At 69.2% G+C, this 19,503-nt stretch carries 19 protein-coding genes; 11 read left to right on the top strand and 8 right to left on the bottom strand.

Annotated elements, in window-relative coordinates:
• The first annotated feature begins 39 nt into the window (after positions 1-39).
• The gene (uraD, locus tag AC0IXR_RS09570; RefSeq protein WP_471760543.1) at positions 40-981 is read left to right on the top strand and encodes a 2-oxo-4-hydroxy-4-carboxy-5-ureidoimidazoline decarboxylase; all 942 of its coding nucleotides are present in this window, start codon (positions 40-42) and stop codon (positions 979-981) included.
• Positions 982-1,031: 50 nt separating this feature from the next.
• On the opposite strand, the gene AC0IXR_RS09565 is transcribed toward uraD, so the two are convergent.
• Positions 1,032-2,720, bottom strand: coding sequence for a methyl-accepting chemotaxis protein (locus AC0IXR_RS09565; protein WP_471760792.1), 1,689 nt, complete (start codon positions 2,718-2,720; stop codon positions 1,032-1,034).
• 319 nt (positions 2,721-3,039) lie between these two features.
• Here AC0IXR_RS09565 and AC0IXR_RS09560 point away from each other — a divergent pair, with 319 nt between their 5' ends.
• A complete protein-coding gene (locus AC0IXR_RS09560; protein ID WP_246747895.1) occupies positions 3,040-3,309 on the top strand; it encodes a hypothetical protein in 270 nt (89 codons plus the stop codon).
• A gap of 123 nt (positions 3,310-3,432) precedes the next feature.
• A complete protein-coding gene (locus AC0IXR_RS09555; RefSeq protein WP_207411809.1) occupies positions 3,433-4,449 on the top strand; it encodes a KpsF/GutQ family sugar-phosphate isomerase in 1,017 nt (338 codons plus the stop codon).
• A gap of 75 nt (positions 4,450-4,524) precedes the next feature.
• Here AC0IXR_RS09555 and AC0IXR_RS09550 read toward each other — a convergent pair whose 3' ends face one another.
• Entirely contained in the window at positions 4,525-5,178 is a 654-nt protein-coding gene (locus AC0IXR_RS09550; protein ID WP_471760542.1) for a TetR/AcrR family transcriptional regulator, read from the bottom strand.
• Positions 5,179-5,217: 39 nt separating this feature from the next.
• Here AC0IXR_RS09550 and AC0IXR_RS09545 point away from each other — a divergent pair, with 39 nt between their 5' ends.
• The 3 genes from AC0IXR_RS09545 to mutL all read left to right on the top strand — a co-directional run bounded on the left by AC0IXR_RS09545 (position 5,218) and on the right by mutL (position 8,542).
• On the top strand, positions 5,218-5,667 hold the full coding sequence (locus tag AC0IXR_RS09545; protein ID WP_471760541.1) for an abscisic acid-deficient protein Aba4 family protein: 450 nt from the start codon (positions 5,218-5,220) through the stop codon (positions 5,665-5,667).
• Positions 5,664-6,488, top strand: coding sequence for a hypothetical protein (locus AC0IXR_RS09540; protein ID WP_471760540.1), 825 nt, complete (start codon positions 5,664-5,666; stop codon positions 6,486-6,488). The genes AC0IXR_RS09545 and AC0IXR_RS09540 overlap by 4 nt, the downstream gene beginning before the upstream one ends.
• A gap of 71 nt (positions 6,489-6,559) precedes the next feature.
• Positions 6,560-8,542: a DNA mismatch repair endonuclease MutL gene (gene mutL / locus AC0IXR_RS09535; RefSeq protein WP_471760539.1), complete on the top strand. Its 1,983-nt coding sequence runs from the start codon at positions 6,560-6,562 to the stop codon at positions 8,540-8,542.
• Between the two features lie 126 nt (positions 8,543-8,668).
• Here the strand turns inward: mutL and AC0IXR_RS09530 are convergent, their stop codons facing one another.
• Positions 8,669-9,280 (bottom strand): FMN-dependent NADH-azoreductase, encoded by a 612-nt coding sequence (locus AC0IXR_RS09530; RefSeq protein ID WP_471760538.1) that lies wholly within the window; start codon positions 9,278-9,280, stop codon positions 8,669-8,671.
• Between the two features lie 76 nt (positions 9,281-9,356).
• Here AC0IXR_RS09530 and AC0IXR_RS09525 point away from each other — a divergent pair, with 76 nt between their 5' ends.
• Positions 9,357-9,761, top strand: coding sequence for a winged helix-turn-helix transcriptional regulator (locus AC0IXR_RS09525; RefSeq protein ID WP_461223064.1), 405 nt, complete (start codon positions 9,357-9,359; stop codon positions 9,759-9,761).
• A gap of 43 nt (positions 9,762-9,804) precedes the next feature.
• Here the strand turns inward: AC0IXR_RS09525 and AC0IXR_RS09520 are convergent, their stop codons facing one another.
• From AC0IXR_RS09520 to AC0IXR_RS09505, 4 genes are all read right to left on the bottom strand, one after another.
• Positions 9,805-10,938: a spore photoproduct lyase family protein gene (locus tag AC0IXR_RS09520; RefSeq protein ID WP_471760537.1), complete on the bottom strand. Its 1,134-nt coding sequence runs from the start codon at positions 10,936-10,938 to the stop codon at positions 9,805-9,807.
• A 66-nt stretch (positions 10,939-11,004) separates the two neighbouring features.
• Complete coding sequence (rsmD, locus tag AC0IXR_RS09515) at positions 11,005-11,562, bottom strand: 16S rRNA (guanine(966)-N(2))-methyltransferase RsmD (protein WP_461223066.1); 558 nt, start codon at positions 11,560-11,562, stop codon at positions 11,005-11,007.
• Entirely contained in the window at positions 11,559-13,793 is a 2,235-nt protein-coding gene (locus AC0IXR_RS09510) for a pseudouridine synthase (protein WP_471760536.1), read from the bottom strand. The genes rsmD and AC0IXR_RS09510 overlap by 4 nt, the downstream gene beginning before the upstream one ends.
• Positions 13,794-13,943: 150 nt before the next feature.
• A complete protein-coding gene (locus AC0IXR_RS09505) occupies positions 13,944-14,147 on the bottom strand; it encodes a CsbD family protein (RefSeq protein WP_056425115.1) in 204 nt (67 codons plus the stop codon).
• 143 nt (positions 14,148-14,290) lie between these two features.
• On the opposite strand from AC0IXR_RS09505, the gene AC0IXR_RS09500 reads away from it, so the two are divergent.
• Entirely contained in the window at positions 14,291-14,764 is a 474-nt protein-coding gene (locus AC0IXR_RS09500) for a nucleoside deaminase (protein WP_471760534.1), read from the top strand.
• 64 nt (positions 14,765-14,828) lie between these two features.
• Positions 14,829-15,530 carry an SDR family NAD(P)-dependent oxidoreductase gene (locus tag AC0IXR_RS09495; RefSeq protein ID WP_471760532.1) on the top strand — a complete coding sequence of 234 codons (702 nt, stop codon included), beginning with the start codon at positions 14,829-14,831 and terminating at the stop codon, positions 15,528-15,530.
• A 33-nt stretch (positions 15,531-15,563) separates the two neighbouring features.
• Here AC0IXR_RS09495 and AC0IXR_RS09490 read toward each other — a convergent pair whose 3' ends face one another.
• On the bottom strand, positions 15,564-17,042 hold the full coding sequence (locus AC0IXR_RS09490; RefSeq protein ID WP_471760530.1) for an MFS transporter: 1,479 nt from the start codon (positions 17,040-17,042) through the stop codon (positions 15,564-15,566).
• A 124-nt stretch (positions 17,043-17,166) separates the two neighbouring features.
• Here AC0IXR_RS09490 and AC0IXR_RS09485 point away from each other — a divergent pair, with 124 nt between their 5' ends.
• Together AC0IXR_RS09485 and AC0IXR_RS09480 are read left to right on the top strand one after the other, a co-directional pair.
• Positions 17,167-17,421, top strand: a complete 255-nt coding sequence (locus AC0IXR_RS09485; protein WP_056425126.1) for a hypothetical protein — start codon at positions 17,167-17,169, stop codon at positions 17,419-17,421.
• 342 nt (positions 17,422-17,763) lie between these two features.
• Positions 17,764-19,488, top strand: a complete 1,725-nt coding sequence (locus AC0IXR_RS09480) for a sensor domain-containing diguanylate cyclase (RefSeq protein ID WP_056453053.1) — start codon at positions 17,764-17,766, stop codon at positions 19,486-19,488.
• Positions 19,489-19,503 lie beyond the last annotated feature (15 nt).

Raw genomic sequence — 19,503 nt, 5'->3', positions numbered from 1 at the left:
GAGCCGTCGAGGCGGCATGAACCAGCAGCGAGAGATGCCATGACCCTTCCAGCGGCCGCCGGGGCTGGCGGCACGGAGCCTGCCGTCTCCGGCTTCGCCAAACTCGACCTCGCCAGCCTCAACACGGCACCGGCCGCGCATTTCGTGACGGCCCTCGCGGCGGTGTTCGATCATGCGCCGTGGGTGGCCGAAGCCGCCGTGCGAGGCCGTCCCTATGCGACGCTGGCCGAACTCTTCGCCGCCATGCGGGCCGCGGTGGAGGCGGCTCCGGAACCGGATCGGCTCGCTCTCCTGGCCAACCACGCGGAGCTTGGCCAATACGCCGCCCGCGCCGGCACGTTTGCTGCGGATACAGACACCGAACGAGCCCCGGCCGGGCTCGACTGGCTTTCGGAGGACGAGTCTGCGCGGTTCGAGAGCCTGACCGCGCGCTATCGCGCAACGTTCGGCTTTCCCTTCATCCTGTGCGCCGAGCGACACGGCCGCGCCTCGCTGCTCCGCACGTTCGAGCAACGTCTGGCCTCGACGCCGGCGATGGAGCGGGCGACAGCAGAGGAGGAAGTGTTCCGGATCGCCGCGATCCGCCTCGATGCTCTGGTGAAGGGGGAGGGCAGGCTGCGCACGACCGGCCGCGTCTCCACTCACGTCCTCGACACCGCTTCCGGCAGGCCGGCGGCGGGGGTTGCGGTGTCCCTGTACGAATGGGTTTCCGACGACAGGGCCGCCCTCGTGGCCAGCACGGTGACGAACGCCGATGGACGCACCGACGCGCCCCTCATCGGCGGGAGGCCGGTGCCGATCGCGGCCTACGAATTGCGGTTCGGCATCGGCGACCATTTCCGGCGGACGAATCCCGGACTACCGGAACCGCCCTTCCTCGATATCGTCACTCTGCGCTTCGGGGTGAGCGACCCGGAGGGTCACTACCACGTCCCGCTGGTGGCGAGCCCCTGGAGCTACCAGACCTATCGCGGGAGCTGAGCTCGTCCGTGGAGACGGTGAGTCGCAGATCCCGCGAGGGAGTGCCCCGGTCAGGCGGCGCGGATCGTCGCGAGGAAGCGGCCGAGTTCGACGTTGAGATGCTCGGACTGGCGTGACAGTTCCGATGCCGCGCCGAGCACCTGGCTGGCCGCTGCTCCCGTCTCCTCGGCGGCGTCCGCCACGCCCACGATGTTCACCGTCACCTCGCTCGTGCCGGTAGCGGCCTGGGCCACGTTGCGAACGATCTCCTGTGTCGCGGCGCCCTGCTGCTCCACGGCGGCCGCGATCGACGTCGAGACGCCGCTGATTTCCTGGATTCGCGTGGTGATGCCGCCGATCGCCGAGACCGCCTGATCCGTCGACCTTTGCACCGAGGCGATGTGCCCGCCGATCTCTTCGGTCGCCCTGGCCGTCTGGTTGGCGAGCTCCTTGACCTCTGCCGCGACCACGGCGAAGCCGCGGCCGGCCTCGCCGGCGCGCGCCGCCTCGATCGTGGCGTTCAGAGCGAGGAGATTGGTCTGGGCCGCGATCGAGGTGATCATCGTCACCACATCGCCGATCTTCAGCACCGCCGAGTTGAGATCCTTCACGAAGGTCGTCGTCCGGGCAGCCTCCTGAACGGCGGCATGGGACATGTCGGCCGAGGCGCTGACCTGACGGCCGATCTCGTGCACCGACGAGCCGAGTTCCTCGGCCGCGGCCGCCACGGTGGTGACGTTGGACGCGGCCTGATGGGCAGCCGCGGCGACGCTGGTGGATTGCGCAGCGGTCTCCGTGGCGGTGCCGGCCATGCTCTGGGCTGTCGCCTGCAGTTGCGTCGCCGAACTCGTGACGCTCTGGATGATCCCGCCGACCGCGGCTTCGAAACCGTCGGCCATGGATCGCATGGCCGACTTGCGCTGTGCTTCCGCGCCGGCCTGGGCCAGTGCGGTCTCCTCCTCCAGAGCCTTCATGCGCAACAGGCCGTCCTTGAACACCTGCACGGCATCGGCGATGCGCCCGATCTCGGTCCGGGCCTTCTGGTGCGGGATGGTCACGGAGAGGTCGCCCGCAGCGAGGGTCTGCATCGGCCGCACTACGGAATCGATCCCTCCGGTGACGCCCCGGATGATGACGAGGGCGGAGAGCACGGACAGCACGACGGCGACGACGATGGCGGAGATGCCTAGGGTCCGGGTCTGCTCGAACACTTCCTTGCTGCGCGCCTGTGCCATATCCGCACCGACATTATTGAGGTTCACGAGTTTCTCGAGGGCCTCCGACACGCCCCGGCGGATGGCGAGCCCCTTGGTCTCGTACAGGGCGAAGGCCTGAGCTTTCTCTCCGCTGCGGGAGAGATCCATGATGGCGTCGCGCACCACGGCGAATTTCGCGGCCTCACGGGTATACGCGTCGTAGAGGTCGCGCTCCCCGGGGGACGCAATCATCGTCTCGTAGGATTTCTTCTTCTCCTCGAGCTTCTTTCCGAAACGGACGAGGTCGCCCTCGATCGTGGCCTGCTTCTGCGCATCGGTCTCCTGGGCATGGCGCAGGATGACGGCGCTGTTTCTCGCCGTGAGTGTATCGATCTCGCAAAGTACACGGATACTGGGGAGCCAGTTGGTCTCGATGTGGAGTGCCTGTTCACGCATGCGCAGGGTGCCCAGAATCCCGAGCAGCCCCAATCCCATGATGAAGACGGTGAGTATCGAGAAAGCCACGATGAGCTTCGTGCGAATGGGGAGAGCCTGGAGCGTCACAACGAACCTCATCAAGACCACCATCCGGTCATTCGGTGGGGCGATCGAATGTCGACACTCCCTCGGAATCCTTAAGGTTCACTTTTGATTGCTTCGTCTCTTCCTCATCCCTTCGCGACACATGTATTCTTCTGTCATCGTCAGAGATCTGCAGGGTGATGCCCAATCCGGCCGTGCCTCGCCCCATTTCCCCGTTCGTCCGAAACAGGACGATCGCGCATCGGGATCTGTTCCGGCATGCGGATTGCACTGCATTGACTTCCGTTTAACGTGCCGACAACCAATCACCGTTATACATTCAACCGTGGCAGCACGACCGATGACACGCTTCTTCACCGTTACTCTCGCGGCCGGTCTTGTGATCGCATCCGCGAGCCTCGCTGCCGCGCAGAGCTACGGCGCCCCCTCGGGCCGCGACGCCGCCACCGCACCGGGCGGAACGGAAGGCGTCGCCGGTCCTCGCAACGAAGCCGAGGCCATCCGGAGCGGCGATGCCGTTCCGGTGCCGCAAGGTGCCGGGGGCATTCGGGCCGATGAGCCGAAAGTGCCGCCCCACGCCCCTCACACGCATCCGTCCCCACGCCCCTGATTGCGCCGTTGGCGCAACGGGCTTGGAGCGTCGACGACGCCAAGCCCCCATCCGACCACATTCCCCTTGCATAGGCGGCTTGGAACGGTGCCGGGCGCACCGGCGAAGATACGGGGATCTCGGATGGGCGTTGCTGCAGCGGAGAAGCGGGTTTCCGAGCCCGATGCCGGGCACCTCCCCGCCGTCGCCTCCGCCCTTCGGACCATCGAGACCGAGCGCGAGGGCCTGCGCTGCCTGATGGAGGCCATCGGCAACGGTCTCGGCACGGCCTTCTCCGAGGCCGTCGCCCGAATCTCCGGCGCCAAGGGCCGGGCCATCCTCACCGGCATGGGCAAGTCCGGCCATGTCGGCCGCAAGATCGCCGCGACGATGGCCTCCACCGGCACGCCGGCACTCTTTGTTCATCCAGCCGAGGCCAGCCATGGCGATCTCGGCATGATCCAGCCGGAGGACGTCGTCGTCGCCCTGTCCTGGTCGGGCGAAACCACGGAACTCGCCAACATCATCGGCTATGCGCGGCGCTACCGGGTCGGCCTCATCGCCATCACGGCGAATGCCGGCTCGACCCTCGGGCGGGAGGCCGATATCTGCCTGACCCTGCCGAAGGCCCGCGAGGCCTGTCCCAACGGGCTCGCGCCGACGACCTCCACGGCGATGCAGCTCGCCCTGGGCGACGCCCTCGCCGTCGCCTTGCTCGAGGCCCGCGGCTTCTCAGCCCGCGAATTCGGCATCTACCATCCCGGCGGACGCCTGGGAGCCTCGCTCCGTCAGGTCCGCGAGGTGATGCATGCGGGCGACCAGCTGCCGGTGGTCCGGCGCGGCACGGGCATGCGCGCCGCCATCGCCGAGATCGACGCCAAGGGATTCGGATCGGTGGTGGTGGTGGAAGAGGACGGCCGCCTCGCCGGTATCCTCACCGACGGCGACCTGCGCCGCAACGTGTTCAGGGCCGATCTCGACGGCCTCGTCGTCGAGGCGCTGATGAGCGTCCGGCCGCGCACCGTGAGCCCGGAGACCCTTCTCGCCAAGGCCCTGGAAATCCAGGAATCGATGAAGATCACCTCGCTCATCGTCGTGGAGAACGAGCGCCCCGTGGGCCTCGTCCATTATCACGACCTGCTGCGGGCCGGGGTCGCCTGACCACGGGCCTTTCCTCCGCGAAGACCGGAGCGTATCCGCCCCCCGGTCTCACGCTAAGCGCGCGTCGTCCCGGCATCACACCGTCAGGCAGTCGAGGACCGGCTCCAGCATCGCATCGACGGCCCCACGCGCCGCCTCGGCCGGCCCCAGCGCTCCGTCGAGGGCAAGCCGAGCGAGGCCATGGACCAGGGACCAGCAGGCGACGGCCTTCTGGTCCGGGGCGGTATGATTGGAGACCACCGGTCGTCCGCCATCCTCGAAAGGGGTTCCGGCCACCGCCGCTTTCAGGAGCCCAAAAGCACGACCGGCCGCCGCCGCGTAGGCCGCGTCGCCCGTATTGATCCGCGCACAGCGCCACATCGTGTCGAACTCGGCCGGATGGTCGAGGGCGAAGCCGATATAGGCGCGGCCCTGGCCACGGATGCGCCCGTCGCGATCGGTCGCGGTGGAATCGGCAGCGGCCAGCGCGTCGCCCAGCATCCGGAACCCCTCCGTCGCCACGGCGGTGAGTAATCCGCGCGCGTCGCCGAAATGATGCTGCGGGGCCGCCGGCGAAACGCCCGCGCGTCGTGCCGCCTCCCTCAGGGAAAATCCATCGATCCCGCGCTCTCGCAGGATGGCCGTCGTCGCCTGGATCAGGGCAGCCCGCAGATCGCCGTGATGGTAGGCAGCCGCCTCGGTCGTCCCGACGTCCTTCAACGACTTGACAGTGTCAAGATGCTTGTCCATGCTCAATCTATACGATGTCAAGATAAGGATGGGCAAGACGTGATCCCCGCAGCCAGCCTGTTCTCCCTCTGCAGCACGATCGCCCTGTTGGGCTGGATCGCCCTCGCCATCGCGTTGTTCGCTCCCCGTCTCCGAAGGGCTACCTGGATCGGCACCGGCCTCGTCCTGCCGGCATTCCTGGCGGTGGCCTATCTCGGTGCCCTGGCGGCAGGGTTGGCCGGGGGAGCGAAAGGCGGCTTCGACTCCATCGAGGCGGTCCGCGCCCTGTTCGCGGACGATCATGCGCTCACCGCCGGCTGGATCCATTTTCTCGCCTTCGACCTCTTCGTCGGCACCTGGATCGCTCGCGTCGGGATCGGAGCGGGGATCTCGCCGCTGCTGCTCCTGCCCTGCCTCGTCCTCACCTTCCTGGTCGGCCCGGCCGGTCTCCTCCTCGCCCTCGTCATCGGATTCAGCACCGGCAGGCTCGGCCTGGAGACCCGGACATGATCCCCTTCACCCTCGGCGGAGACGCTCCCCACCCCACGGCACTCGCCCGGCTTCGGGCGGACGATCCCGTCCTCACGGCCTTCGGCCTAGCCTGTCTGCTGACCGGCGCCGTCACCCTGGCACTCCCCCTTGTCGATGGGAGGCTCATCGCTGGCGCCTTCGTCTGGGCGAAGCCCGCGAAGTTCTTCGTTTCGGTCGGTCTATACGCTCTGACCTTCGCCTGGTTCACCGGCTACGTTCGGCCGGATCGGCGCCGCTCCCGCTCGCTGCGCACCGGCCGGTTCCTGCTCATCGTCGCGGGCGGGTTCGAGCTCGCCTACATCACCCTGCAGGCGGCGCGGGCCGAGGCCTCGCATTTCAACGACGGCGATCCGCTGCACGCGTCCCTCTACGCCGCGATGGGGATCATGGCGCTGACCCTGCTCACTGCCAAGATTCCCCTGGTCATCGCGGTGGCGGTCCGGCCACGTCCCGGCCTCGAGCCGAGCCTGCGCCTGGCCGTCCTTCTCGGCCTCGCGACGACGGTGATCCTCGGGGCCGCCACCGGCATCGCCCTCAGCGTCAATCATGGCCATGCGGTCGGCCCGACCGGTACGAGCCTGCCCCTTCTCGGCTGGAACCGGGCGGGCGGCGATCTGAGGATCGCGCATTTCCTCGGCATGCATGGGGAACAGATCGTGCCGCTCGCAGCCGCCGGCTTCATCGCCCTCGGCTTGCCGAGGCGACGGATGCTCGTGACGCTGGCGGCCTGCCTCCTCTGCATTGTCATCGCAATCGCCTGGGTCCAGGCCGGTCAGGGCCTCGCCTTTCCCTTCGGTTGATCGCGTCCTTCCCACCGCGATGACGTCGGCAGCGCTTTGAGGCGGCGGCGCGCTCGCCTATGGTCGGGGGAATGCCACCCGTGCTCCGCCCCGTCCGCCGCCTCGACCCGATCCTCGTGGACCGCATCGCCGCGGGCGAGGTGGTGGAGCGCCCGGCCTCCGCCGTGAAGGAACTGGTGGAGAACGCCATCGATGCGGGCGCCACCAGTATCGAGGTGACGATCGAGGCGGGGGGCCGCCGGCTGATCCGTGTGGTGGATGACGGCGCCGGCATGAGCGCCGACGATCTCGCCCTCGCGGTGGAGCGTCACGCCACCTCGAAACTCCCCGGCGGCGACCTGACCCGTATCGATTCCCTCGGCTTTCGCGGCGAGGCGCTGCCCTCCATCGGGGCTGTGGCCCGCCTCTCCCTCACCAGCCGCACCGCCGAAGCCGAGAGCGGATCGACCCTGGTGGTCGATGCCGGCATCAAGGGCGAGGTCCGCCCCGCACCGAGCCCGCGCGGCACGCGGATCGAGGTGACGGACCTGTTCTCGGCGACGCCGGCGCGGCTGAAATTCCTGAAATCCGACCGCGCCGAGGCGCTGGCCATCGCCGATGGGTTGCGGCGTCTCGCCGTGGCGCAGCCGCGGATCCGCTTCGCCCTCCGCTCCGAGAGCGGCAGCCCCCTGGTCTTTTCCGCCGAGACCGGCGACGACGCCGACCTGCGCCGGCTCACGGCGGTGCTGGGGTCGGATTTCGGCGCGAGTTCCGCCCCCCTCCACATGACGCGGGAGGGCTTCGCCCTGTCCGGCCATATCGGCCTGCCGAGCTACCATCGCGGCGCGGGCAACCAGATCCACTTCACGGTCAACGGCCGCCCGGTGCGCGACCGCCTGCTGCTGGGCGCCGTGCGCGGGGCCTATGCCGACACGATGAGTTCGGACCGTCATCCGGTGCTCGGCCTCGCCATCACCTGCGATCCCGCCCTCGTCGACGTGAACGTCCATCCCGCCAAGACGGAAGTGCGCTTCCGCGAGCCGGGCCTCGTCCGCGCCCTCATCGTCAGCGCCATTCACGAGGCCCTGCGGCAGGTCGGAGCGCGCAACGCCAGCACGGGGGCCACCCGCACCCTGGACGCCCTGCGTCCGGGCCATCCCTCATCGACGATGCGGCCTGCAATGACCGCACATTCGGGACGTGGCGCCTGGTCGGGCAGGGCGCCGCTTCCGCCGGGCCTGCCGTCGTTCGGCGCGCCCGCCGGCCTCGCGCCGGCATCGTCCTTCGGTGCGCGCGGAGGTCTGTTCGAGGCCCCGCAGGCGGCGTTCGATCGGTCCGGGGCAAGGTTCGAGACGGCAGGATTCGAGGAGGCAGGATTCGAGGAAGCCGGACAGGCGCTGTTCTCCGGCGATCTCGCGCCGCCGGGCGCCGATATGCGCGAGCCGGAGGTGGAGCTCCTGCCGGACGATCACCCGCTGGGTGCCGCCCGCGCGCAGCTCCACGAGACCTACATCGTCGCCCAGACCCGCGACGGGATCGTCCTCGTCGACCAGCACGCGGCCCATGAGCGCCTCGTCTACGAGCGGCTGAAGCGCGAGCGCGCCGCCGGCGGCATCGCCCGCCAGGGCCTCCTGATCCCGGACGTGGTGGAGATGGCGCCCCAGGACGCCGAGCGCCTCGTCGCCGCCGCACCCGACCTCGACCGGCTCGGCCTCACCCTGGAGGCTTTCGGCTCCGGTGCGGTCCTGGTGCGTGAAATGCCGACGGCGCTGGCCGGTGCGTCCGCTCGCCGCCTGCTGGAGGACGTCCTCGACGCCCTCGACGCGAGCGGGCTGGAGGAGGGCAGCGCGGACGGCACCGAGGGCGGTCCGCTCGGGCGGCGTCTCGACGCGATCCTCTCGCGCATCAGCTGTCACGGCTCGGTCCGCGCCGGCCGGCGCCTGCGGCCAGAGGAGATGAACGCGCTCCTGCGCGAGATGGAGGCCACCCCCTTCGCCGGCACCTGCAACCACGGCCGCCCGACCTTCGTGGAACTGAAGCTCCAGGATATCGAGCGGCTGTTCGGCCGGCGCTAGAGCGCTCTCCGCCGAAGTGGATGCCGGTTCGGCGAAAAAGAGCGCGGCAAAACAAAGGCCTGGAGATGTGCCCCGGCCCAACGTGGTCGGGCGCAGCTCTAGGGAGCGGCGCCGGCTCGTCGGTCCTCAGGCGGTCGGCAGGGCGGAGGCGGCGTCGAGCGCCCCGGCGAGGGCCTTCTCGCGGGCTTCGGGACCGAGGGCGATCCCCTCGGCGATGACGAATTCGGGGTTGGTCACGCCGATGAAGCCGAGGACGACCCGCAGATAGGTCTCGGCATGCTCCGCCGAAGCCGTCGGCGACCCCGCACCGTAAAGGCCGCCGCGCGACACGGCGACGATGATGCGTTTCTCGGGCACGAGGCCGACGGCGCCGCTCTCGGTGTATTTGAAGGTCTGGCCGGCCACGAGGATGCGGTCGATCCAGGCCTTGAGTTGGGTCGAGATCGTGAAATTGTAGAGCGGCGCGCCGATCACCACGATGTCGGCGGCCAGGAACTCCGCCAGCACCGCGCGGCCGAGGGCGACGTCGTTCTGGATGTCCGGCGTGTTGGTCGCATTGGGCTGATGGCCCGCGAGATAGGCGCCGGAGAGATGAGGGATCGGCGTGGCGGCCAGATCGCGATAGGTCGTCTCGAGGTCCGCTGCCCCCGCGCGGAGGCGGGCGACGATGGCGGCCGAGACCGCGCGGCTGACGGAATGCTCGCCCAGGATGCTGCTGTCGATGTGCAGAAGGTTCATGTTCGATCCTCGGTATCAGAAATATACCGAGGCGCTATAGAGTACCGGAGTGGCGCTCGCGCAAGGAGGCACATTCGTGGAACCCGGACACATGGAGGTAACCGAGGCACAGGCCTCCCACCGCCCCGGCGATTGCCGGGTGGTCGGTACGGTGCTGGCGCGGGTCGGCGACAAATGGAGCATCCTCGTGGTGATGACGCTCACGGACGGGCCCCGGCGCTTCAACGAGTTGAAGCGGATCATCGGCGGCATCTCACAGCGGATGCTCACCTTCACCCTGCGCGGCCTGGAGCGAGACGGCCTCGTTTCGCGCACGGTCACGCCGACGATCCCGCCCCGGGTGGATTACGAACTCACCGAGCTCGGCCGCTCGCTTCAGGTGCCGGTCCAGGCGCTCGGCTCCTGGGCCTTCGCGAACCTGCCCACGATCCAGGCCGCACGGACCCGTTTCGATGCAGACGGCAAGGCGGGTCCGGGCTGATACGGGGACGTTCGGAAGCCGAGCCGTTGGGCGGATCGGCCGATCAGGTCCAGTAGAGGACCCGCGCGAAGGGCAGTTCGCGCGCGACGGCGGCGGTGATCGTCTCCCGCATGGTCCGCATCAGATCGCGGGGGTAGACGTATTTCACCGAGCCGAACTTGGTGAGCTTGCGACTGCGCTCGTCCTCCCGCATCGGCAGGTCGGAGCCGGGATACCAGCCCTGGAGCACGTCCTTCGACCCCGGCGTGAACCGGTGCGTGATGAGCTCCACGGTGAGGTCGGGGTTGGAGACGCCGGACAGCGCCTCCGCCACCTCCCGCAGGAGTCCCTCATAGGCGTCCGGCCAATCGGGAACGGCGATGATCGGCGCGATGGTGAGACCTACCGGGTAGCCGGCGCGGGCCATGGCCCCGAGCGCCTGCAGGCGGGCGTCGAGACTGGCGGTGCCGCCCTCGTAGCGCGCGGCGGGACGCGCGTTGAGGGAGAACCGCACGCGGGTCCGGCCCCGATGGGGCAGGGTCAGGAGCGGCTCGACGGCGGCGAATTTCGTCGTGAACCGCAATTGCACCGCCGCATCCCAGGCGCCGAAATGCGTGATCGCCGCCGAGAGCGAGCCGGTCAGGTGCTCGATGCCGAGGGGGTCGGTGTAGCAGGAGGCCTCGAAGGTTGTGCCCTCCTCGACCCGGCCGGCCTGGGCCGAGGTGACGCTGCCCTCACCGAGATAGGCCGGCAGATTCCCGAGGATGGCGTCCAGATTGGCATAGGCCCGCGTCACCGGAGGGCCGGACAGGGAGCCGGCGAGGTAGCAATACTGGCAATGGGCCGGGCAGCCCTCCGCGAGATCGAAGCGCCAGTCGGCACTGGGCGGGATCGGCTGCAGCTTCAGCTTGGTCGGGGGCGCCACCACGATGGCGAGGGTCGCCTTCGCCTCGCGATAGGCCCGGCGCGGATCCGCGTCGCGCAGGCTGGTGAGACGGTTGCTTTTCAGGCGCTCCACCGGGAGACCGAGCGCCTCGGCCCGCGCGAGCATCGCACGGCCATGGGCATGGTCCAGGGCCGCCGGCGTCACCAGGACACGGCGCGGCCTCCACAGGCGCGCGTCACGCAGCCCCTCTACCGGCCCGGCCTTCGCCGGTTCGGCCGTGACGGGATCGCGTGTGGCGTCATCAAGGACCATGGCGGAGCAACGCGGCGGCGATGCCCCGGGGTTCCCGGCGCGCGCCGGGGTCGCAGGGTCGACGCGTCAGGCCTGGAACCGCGCGAAGGCCAGGGCGGTGTCTCCGTAGACCCGTCGTTCGAGCTCGGTGAAGCCCGGCGGCAGCGCGACGTTGGCGCCGGCGGCCTCCTCCACCACCACGAGGGCGCCGGGGGCGAGCCACCCGCCATGGGACGCGCTGGCGAGAGCGGCCGGCGCGAGGTCCCTGTTGTAGGGGGGATCGCAGAAGACGAGGGTGAAGGTCCCGCTGGTTCCGGCCGGGCCGAGCTTGGTCGCATCGCGGCGGAACAGCCGCGTCTTGCCGGCACAGCCCAACGCATCGATGTTCTCGCGGATCAGACCGCGCGCTTCCGCCCCCTCGTCCACCAGGAGCGCGTAGCTCGCCTCGCGGGACAGGGCCTCGAAGCTCAGCGCCCCGGTTCCGGCGAAGAGATCGAGAACCCGCGCGCCCGCCACCGCGTCGTCATAGGCATGGGCGAGAACGTTGAAGAGCGCCTCGCGCAGGCGATCCGACGTGGGCCGGATCGCGTCCGATTTCGGGGTGGCGAGGCGGCGTCCACGCAGGTCGCCGCCGACGATCCTCACCGCGAGCCGCCACGGGGCGGACGTCCGCCCCCGCCACCGGGCTTGCCGCCCGCGCCGCCGCCGCGACTGCCGAAACCGCCGGGCTTGGCCGAACCGCCGGGACGGGACGAGCCGCCCGCCTTGAACCCGCCCGGCCTTCCGGCCCCGGCGGGTTTGCCCGATGCGCCGGGCTTGCCGAACCCGCCCGGCTTCCCGAACCCACCGGGCTTGCCGCCCGGTCGGAAGCCGCCACGATCGGCGCCCGAGCGTTCGGCGCCGATGTCACGGTCGCCGCCCTGGCGGTCGTCGGAGCGGCCCTTGAAGCCCGCTCCCTTGAAGCCGCCCGGCCGGCCGGCACCGGGACGATCGTCTCCGCCACGATTGAAGGCCGGCTTCTCGCTGCGGAATCCCGCCGGCCTGTCCCCGCGCGGCTCGCCGCGATTGAAGGCCGGGCGTTCCGCGCGGTCGTTGAAGCCGCCGCCATCGCGGGGCTTGAAGCTGCGGGGGCGCTCGTCGCCGCCACGCGGCGGACCGCGCCGCTCGGCACCGTCCTGCCGTCCGAACCCGCCGCTGCGCGGAGCATCGTCTCGGCGCGGGGGTCTGGAATCGCTGCGCGGCGGTCTTGCATCGCTTCGCGGAGGCCTTGCGTCGCTTCGCGGAGGTCTTGCATCGCCGTCGAACCGGCGCTGCGGCGGCCGGGCATCGGCCTCCTCGCGGCGGGCCGCCTTGGCATCGGATTGGCGCAGCGTCCGGACCGGACGCTCGGCGGCGCCCGTCTCGTCACGCCGTGCACCGCGATCACGGCGATGCGGCTCGGGAGCCGGCTCCTGCGGGCTCGCCTTCAGACGCTCCACCAGGACACGACGCTCGCCGGTGTTGATCGCGCCCACGCGCTCGCGGCCGCGAGCGGCGGATGCCTCACGCTCCGCCTTGGGATCGGCGCCACGGCGGGGGATCTTGACCCGGCGCGGGCCGTCCTCCTGCGGTGCGGCCTCGTCCGCGCGCCAGACCGAGCGCCGGGGGCCGGCACTGTTGCCGCCGGTGGGGACCCGTGCGGGTTCGGCGGGCTTGCGCAGGGGGCGGTCGCCGCCGCGATCACGGTCACCGCCGCGCTCATAACCGCGCGGGGCGTCGTCATAGCTGCGCCCTGCGCTTCGCGCCGCGGCCGCCGAGGCGCTGCGGGCGGGCTGTTTCGCCTGCTGCTGCGCGGGTTTCGGCGAGCCGAACGGGGCGATGGGCTCACGGTTGGGGCTGGTGAAATCGACGCCGGCCTGATCCGCGAGGGCCGGGCCCAGCTGCTCCTTGAGCACCTTGGTGCGGATCTCTTCCACCAGTCCGACTTCGAGGTCGCCGAGCTGGAACGGGCCGAAGGAGAGGCGGATGAGCCGGTTCACCGCCAGACCCAGATGTTCGAGAATGCGCTTGACCTCGCGGTTCTTGCCCTCGCGCAGGCCCAGCGTCAGCCAGAGGTTGTCGCCCGAGGACCGGTCGAGGACCGCGTCCACCGGGCCGTAATCCATGCCGTCGATGGTGACGCCCTTGCGCAGCTTGTCGAGCTCGGCCTGATTCGTGTCGCCATGCGCGCGGACGCGGTAGCGCCGCAGCCATCCGGTATCGGGATGGGCGATCACCTTGGCGAGGCCGCCATCGTTGGTGAGAAGCAGCAAGCCTTCGGTGTTGATGTCGAGGCGGCCGATGGCGACGACGCGCGGCAGATCCTCGGGCAGGGCCTCGAAGACGGTCTGGCGCCCTTCCGGATCGCGCGCCGTGGTCACGAGGCCCCGCGGCTTGTGATAGATCCACAGCCGGGTCCGCTCGCGGGCGGGCAGGGGCTCGCCGTCGACGGTGATCTCGTCCGCATCCGTCACGTTGATCGCGGGCGAGGTCAGCACCTTGCCGTTGAGGGTGACGCGGCCCTCGGCGATCATCACCTCGACGTCGCGGCGGGAGGCGATGCCGGCACGCGCGATCGCCTTGGCGATACGGTCGCCCTCGGGCGTCGCCGAATCGGAATCACCGGCGGCGGCATCGTCCCCGGCCTTGGCCGCAGGCCTCGGCAGGGCGGCCTTGCGGCGCAGGGGGGCGTCTCCTCCCCTGACGGGCGCGGCGGCCCGGCGGGGCTTCGGCTGCTCCTCGGCCGAGGGGCCGGGCACGCCCGCATCGGTCGCCGGGGTCCAGGCTTCGCCGGAAACGCTGTTGGTCTCGGGCGCGTCCTCGGACCCGCCCGTCTGTTCGTCTGTCTTGTCGCTCATCCGAGCCCCATAACAGAGCGGAGGCAAGGTTGCGAGCGATTGCGCGTGGGGCGGCCTGCCCGTCGCGCAAGGGGGCATTGCGGCCGATCACGAAAAAGGCAGCCTCTCGGCTGCCTTCGTTCCTAATCCAGTCGGGCTGGATGCCGAGGTTCAGAGCTTGCTCTTCACCGTGTCGGCAGCGTTCTTGACGCCGTCCTTGGCGTCGCCGACGGTCTTCTGGGCATCGCCCTTCAATTCCTGGGCCTTGCCTTCGGCCTTGAGCTTGTCGTTATCCGTGGCATTGCCGATGCCCTGCTTCACGTTACCGACCGCCTCGTTGGCGAGCCCCTTGATCTTGTCAGTGGTGCTGCTCATCGTCTGCTCCTGATAAGATCCTGCGGCCTTAGCCGCGTTGGAGATGAAACGGCTCAGCCTCAGCGATGTTCCTGACGGGCCCGATCACGGGATCTCGACCGCTTCCTTTTTTCAACGAATACAAAGGCTTGGGCTCGACGATCGTGACTGCGCCCATTTCATCGAAGGCCGCGACCGACCCGTTGAGCCTCGCTTTCGACGCCGCCCGCCGCGCGGCCGGGGAGGGCGAAGTGCCGGTCGGCGCCGTGATCGTACGGAACGGCCTCGTCCTCAGCGTCGCCCACAATCGCCCACGGGCGCTGCGCGATCCCACCGCCCATGCGGAAATCCTGGCGATCCGCGCCGCCTGCGCCGCCATCGACGACGAGCGCCTCATCGGCTGCGATCTCTACGTCACCCTAGAGCCCTGCCCGATGTGTGCGGGCGCCATCTCGTTCGCGCGCATTCGCCGGGTCTATTTCGCGGCCCTCGACCCGAAGGGCGGCGGGGTCGAGCACGGGCCACGGGTCTTCAACCAGCCCACCTGCCACCACGCGCCGGACGTCTATGGCGGCTTGCGCGAGGCGGAGGCGGCCAATCTCCTGCGCGACTTCTTTCGCGACAGGCGGGAGGGCTGACGCGAGACGCCTTACCCATCGTACAAACGGCGGCCATCCGAATCCTGCGTCCCGGAGATACCCCATGATCGCGACCTATCGGCGTGCCCTCATCGTCGGGGCCGGAGAGGGCCTGAGCGCCTCGCTGGCCCGGCGTTTCGCCCGTGAAGGCCTGCGGGTCGGCCTCGCCTCGCGCAGCGTCGGGAAACTCGAGCGCTTGGCGGCTGAGACGGGGGCCGCCATCCATGCCTGCGATGCCGCCGATCCGGCCGAGGTGGAAGCCCTGTTCGCCCGGATGGAGCCGGCGCTCGGGGGGCCGCCCGACGTGGTGGTCTACAATGCCAGCGGCCGCCTGCGCGGCCCCATCGCCGATCTCGACCCGGACGCGGTGCGTCAGTCGGTTATGGTCTCGGCCTTCGGCGGCTTCCTCGTCGCCCAGGCCGCCGCGCGACGCATGCTACCGGGGCGACACGGCGCGATCCTGCTCACCGGAGCCTCGGCCAGCGTGAAGGGCTACGCCGAGTCCTCCGCCTTCGCCATGGGCAAGTTCGCCCTGCGCGGCCTGTCGCAGAGCCTCGCGCGGGAGCTCCAGCCGAAGGGCATCCATGTCGCCCATTTCGTCATCGACGGCGGTATCCGCAGCGCTAAGCGCCCGGAGCCGGCTGAGGCGCCCGACAGCCTGCTCGATCCCGACGCCATCGCCTCGGCCTATTGGGACGTCCTGCGCCAGGACCGCAGCGCCTGGACCTCCGAGATCGCGCTGCGTCCCTGGGTCGAGCGGTTCTGAGGCACTTGGGAGCGCCTCGGAACCGGCCGGCGATCAGGCCGCCGCCAACGGCTTCGAGACATCCTCCAGGGACTTGCCCTCGGCGGCCGTGCCCCAGACTCCGCCGACGATGGCGGCGATCAGCATGAGAGCGGCACCGATGCCGTAGCCGATCAGCACGTTGTCGCGGGACCCCGTCTCGACCAGGGCGCCGAACAGGAGCGGGCCGGACACGCCGCCGATGCCGGTGCCCAGGGCATAGAACACCGCGATGGCAAGCGCCCGGATCTCCAGGGGGAAGGTCTCGGCGACGGTGAGATAGGCGGCGCTCGCGGCGGCGGAGGCGAAGAAGAACACCACCATCCAGGCCGCCGTCTGGCCGACGGGGCCGAACACCTCGATCTTGAACAGGTAGCCGGTGATGGCGAGCAGCACCGCCGAGATACCGTAGGTGAAGGCGATCATCTGGCGACGGCCGATCGTATCGAACAGCCGGCCGAGCAGCAGGGGCCCGAGGAAAGAACCCAGCGCGAAGGGCAGCAGGTACCAGCCGACATGGTCCCCCGGCACCCCGTAGAAGCGCTGGAGCACGAGGGCGTAGGTGAAGAACAGCGCGTTGTAGAAGAAGGCCTGCGCGATCATCAGGGCGAGGCCCACCAGGGTCTGCTTGCGGTAGCCGACCAGCATGGTGCCGAAGACTTCCTTGAGCGGCGTGTGGCTGCGCGTCCTCAGCTTCATCCGCTTGGATTCGTCCACCGGCGGAAGGGTGATGCCCTCGTCGATGAAGCGCTTCTCGATGCTGGTGACGACCCGGTCCGCCTCGGCGACGTAGCCGTGGGTGGCGAGCCAGCGCGGGCTCTCGGGGATCCATGTCCGCAGCAGCAGGATCACGAGGCCGATGCCGCCGCCGACGAAGAAGGCGATGCGCCAGCCCCAGTCCGGGTCGATCATGCCGGGGCGCAAAACCGCGATGGAGAGGAAGGAGCCCAAGGCCGCCCCGATCCAGAACGAACCGTTGATGACGAGGTCGGTCCAGCCGCGCACGCGGGCCGGGACGAGTTCCTGGATGGTGGAGTTGATGGCGGTGTATTCGCCGCCGATGCCCGCGCCGGTGAGGAACCGGAAGATACAGAAGCTGTAGATGTCCCAGGACAGGCCGGTGGCCGCGGTAGCGGCGAGGTACAGGGCCAGCGTGATGAAGAATAGCTTCTTGCGGCCGATCCGGTCGGTGAGCCAGCCGAAGCCCAGGGCCCCGACGACGGCACCGACGAGATAGGAACTCGCCGCCAGACCGATATCGAACTCGGTGAAGCTCATGGGCTCGGCCCGCAGGGCGCCCACGAGCGAGCCCGCCAGGGTGACTTCGAGGCCGTCGAGCACCCAGGTGATGCCGAGCGCCACGATGACGAGAACGTGGAAGCGTCCCCAGGGCAAACGGTCGAGACGAGCGGAAATATCGGTATCGATCACCGTGCCCATCGGAACCCGCTCGGGCGCGGGAGAGCCCGACTTTGCTTCGACCATACTCGTCATCGACGCCTCGTTAACCACCGGATACAATTGCTGTTGGCAATGAACGGCCAAGCGTCGCGGTTCCGTCGGCGTCTTTACCTGTTCACGCTTCACTCACGGTACTCGTCTCCGGGTGCCGCCTCCGATGTATTCCCGCCTCCTCTCCGTCATTCTCGCCACCACGGCCCTTACGGCCGTCGCGATCGTGCCGACGTCCCTACGCGCCACGGAGATCTCGCGCAGCCAACCGAGCGGCGCCGAGCGCTGGCGCCTTCGCCCCGCCGACGTGACGATGACGGGAAGCACCGGCACGGTGGCGAAGGATCGCCCGGCGGCCGACATTCCGGCGGAACGGCGTGCCGTGCGGGTGGTCTATCCCGGGCTCCTGCCTGCCCAATGACGACCCGGCCGGCAGCCCATCGTGACAAGACCGATCATGGTTGTCGCGATGATTCACACAACAAGAATCATCGTTGTCATTTGCCGATCGGCACTATCGGCTCCCGACCGCAAAGATATCATTCAAAGACCTCGCTCCGTCATCTCGCTTAAGATCTCGACACCTACGAACGGGTTGAGGACCGATACGAGGGGCGAGCGCGGATTGTCGTTCGACCACGCGACGCCGCACTGTCCGGTCACGGACGGAAGTTGCATGTTATAGGAAAAATTGACTCTACCGGTTGACGGTCTCGCAAGCCCGTGGGCTGCAAGGTCCGGTCTGATTAAAGGATCGGTAACGATGCTGGAACGGCTCGCCAACAAGATCTCGCTGCGGCATCAGATCAGCCTCGTCACTGGGGCGGTCGGCCTCACGATCGTGGCCGCGGTCACGCTGGGCTCTGCCTTGCTGGCGCGCGCGCAGGCCACCGACATGGCCGAGAACGCGCTGCTGCAGGTCGCACGCTCCGTTGCCGATCGTCTGGACCAGGACATGGCGGAACGCCTGCGCGAGATCCGCAACGTGGCCGCGCTCGATCCGCTGCAGCCTCACTGGATGGAAAATACCGGGAGTCTCCGCAACGTCCTGCAATCGATGCAGAAGACCTTCCCGGATTATGCCTGGATCGGCTTTGCGGACGAGACCGGAAAGGTTCGGGCTGCGACCGGCGGTATCCTGGAAGGTGCGAATGTCGGCCAGCGTCCTTGGTTCATCGATGGAATCAAGGGCGCGGCGGCCGAGGACGTCCATCTCGCGGCCCTGCTGCAGACTTTGCTCAAACCCAATGCCGACGGAACGCCCTTCCGGTTCGTCGATCTCGCATCGCCCGTCATCGACGCGTCGGGCCGGACCATCGGCGTCCTGGGAAGCCATCTCAGCTGGAGCTGGGCCGACGGGGTGCGCCGGGAGGTCCTGTCCTCCCGCCGCCCCGAACTGAAGGAGGAGGTCGTCGTCCTCGACCGGACCGGCCGCGTCCTCATGGGACCGGCGCTCGGCACCCATCCGTATTCGCCCGCCGATCTCGCCGCCGGCCATTTCATCGCGCGCGGCCCCGGCGGAGACCAGTTCGCGGCCGTCTCGGCGACGAGGGGGCGGGGCGATTATGCTGGCCTCGGATGGATCGTCGTGGCCCTCCAGCCGGTGCAGACGGCCCTCGCGGGTGCCCACAGGCTGACCGTCCTCATCACCCTGGTCGGCCTCGGCGCGGGCGCGCTCGGCACGCTCGGCATTTTCCTCGTGGTGACGCGCCTGAGCCGCCCGTTGGCGCGTCTCACGGATGCGGTCGACCGGATCGGCCGCGAGCGAAATGCGACGATGACGGAGCGCGTCCAGGGCTCCCCCGAAGTGTTGCGCCTGTCCGCCGCGGTCAGATCCCTGTTGCGACGGATCGGCACCGCCGAAGCCGATGCACGCGACGTGGAACTCGAAGCGTCGCGGGCCGTCCGAGCCGCCCAGGACAGGATCGAGCGCATCGGCGCCGATCTCCAGGCCATGAAGCTGATCGCGAACAGGGACGCCCTCACGGGCCTGCTGAACCGGCGTGCGTTCCTGCCCCTCGCGAAGGACGCCCTCGGCGATTTCAGACGCTATCAGCGCCCCCTTTCGGTGCTGATGATCGACATCGATCATTTCAAGCGGGTGAACGACCGTTACGGCCACCCGGCGGGGGATGTGGTGATCCGCAAGGTCGGCACCATCATCAACGATACGATCAGGACCACGGACAAGGTGGCGCGGTTCGGAGGCGAGGAGTTCGTGGTTCTCCTCAACGACAACAATGCCGCCGGTGCCGCGATCATCGCGGAGCGTATCCGACAGACCGTGGCCAGCACGGTGTTCGAGGCCGACAACGATCGCCTCCTGGCGACGATCAGCATCGGCATCGCCGAGGCGGAGAAATTCGACACGGACATCGACCGCATCATCGAGCGCGCGGACCGCGCCCTCTACGAGGCGAAATCCCGCGGCCGCAACTGCGTGCATACGTTCGAGATCGACATCGACGATCTGCGTTCGGTCGCGTAGCCCCGTTCGTCGACG

This window comes from Methylobacterium sp. AC832 (assembly GCF_979256025.1).
The sequence above is the reverse complement of the archived record's forward strand: the minus strand, read 5'-3'. Positions and strand labels throughout refer to the sequence as shown.

Coding starts and splice junctions, on each gene's coding strand:
- uraD (WP_471760543.1), top strand. CDS start 40: ATGACCCTTCCAGCGGCCGCCGGGGCTGGCGGCACGGAGCCTGCCGTC.
- AC0IXR_RS09560 (WP_246747895.1), top strand. CDS start 3,040: ATGACACGCTTCTTCACCGTTACTCTCGCGGCCGGTCTTGTGATCGCA.
- AC0IXR_RS09555 (WP_207411809.1), top strand. CDS start 3,433: ATGGGCGTTGCTGCAGCGGAGAAGCGGGTTTCCGAGCCCGATGCCGGG.
- AC0IXR_RS09550 (WP_471760542.1), bottom strand. CDS start 5,178: ATGGACAAGCATCTTGACACTGTCAAGTCGTTGAAGGACGTCGGGACG.
- AC0IXR_RS09540 (WP_471760540.1), top strand. CDS start 5,664: ATGATCCCCTTCACCCTCGGCGGAGACGCTCCCCACCCCACGGCACTC.
- mutL (WP_471760539.1), top strand. CDS start 6,560: ATGCCACCCGTGCTCCGCCCCGTCCGCCGCCTCGACCCGATCCTCGTG.
- AC0IXR_RS09530 (WP_471760538.1), bottom strand. CDS start 9,280: ATGAACCTTCTGCACATCGACAGCAGCATCCTGGGCGAGCATTCCGTC.
- AC0IXR_RS09520 (WP_471760537.1), bottom strand. CDS start 10,938: ATGGTCCTTGATGACGCCACACGCGATCCCGTCACGGCCGAACCGGCG.
- AC0IXR_RS09510 (WP_471760536.1), bottom strand. CDS start 13,793: ATGAGCGACAAGACAGACGAACAGACGGGCGGGTCCGAGGACGCGCCC.
- AC0IXR_RS09505 (WP_056425115.1), bottom strand. CDS start 14,147: ATGAGCAGCACCACTGACAAGATCAAGGGGCTCGCCAACGAGGCGGTC.
- AC0IXR_RS09495 (WP_471760532.1), top strand. CDS start 14,829: ATGATCGCGACCTATCGGCGTGCCCTCATCGTCGGGGCCGGAGAGGGC.
- AC0IXR_RS09490 (WP_471760530.1), bottom strand. CDS start 17,042: ATGACGAGTATGGTCGAAGCAAAGTCGGGCTCTCCCGCGCCCGAGCGG.
- AC0IXR_RS09485 (WP_056425126.1), top strand. CDS start 17,167: ATGTATTCCCGCCTCCTCTCCGTCATTCTCGCCACCACGGCCCTTACG.
- AC0IXR_RS09480 (WP_056453053.1), top strand. CDS start 17,764: ATGCTGGAACGGCTCGCCAACAAGATCTCGCTGCGGCATCAGATCAGC.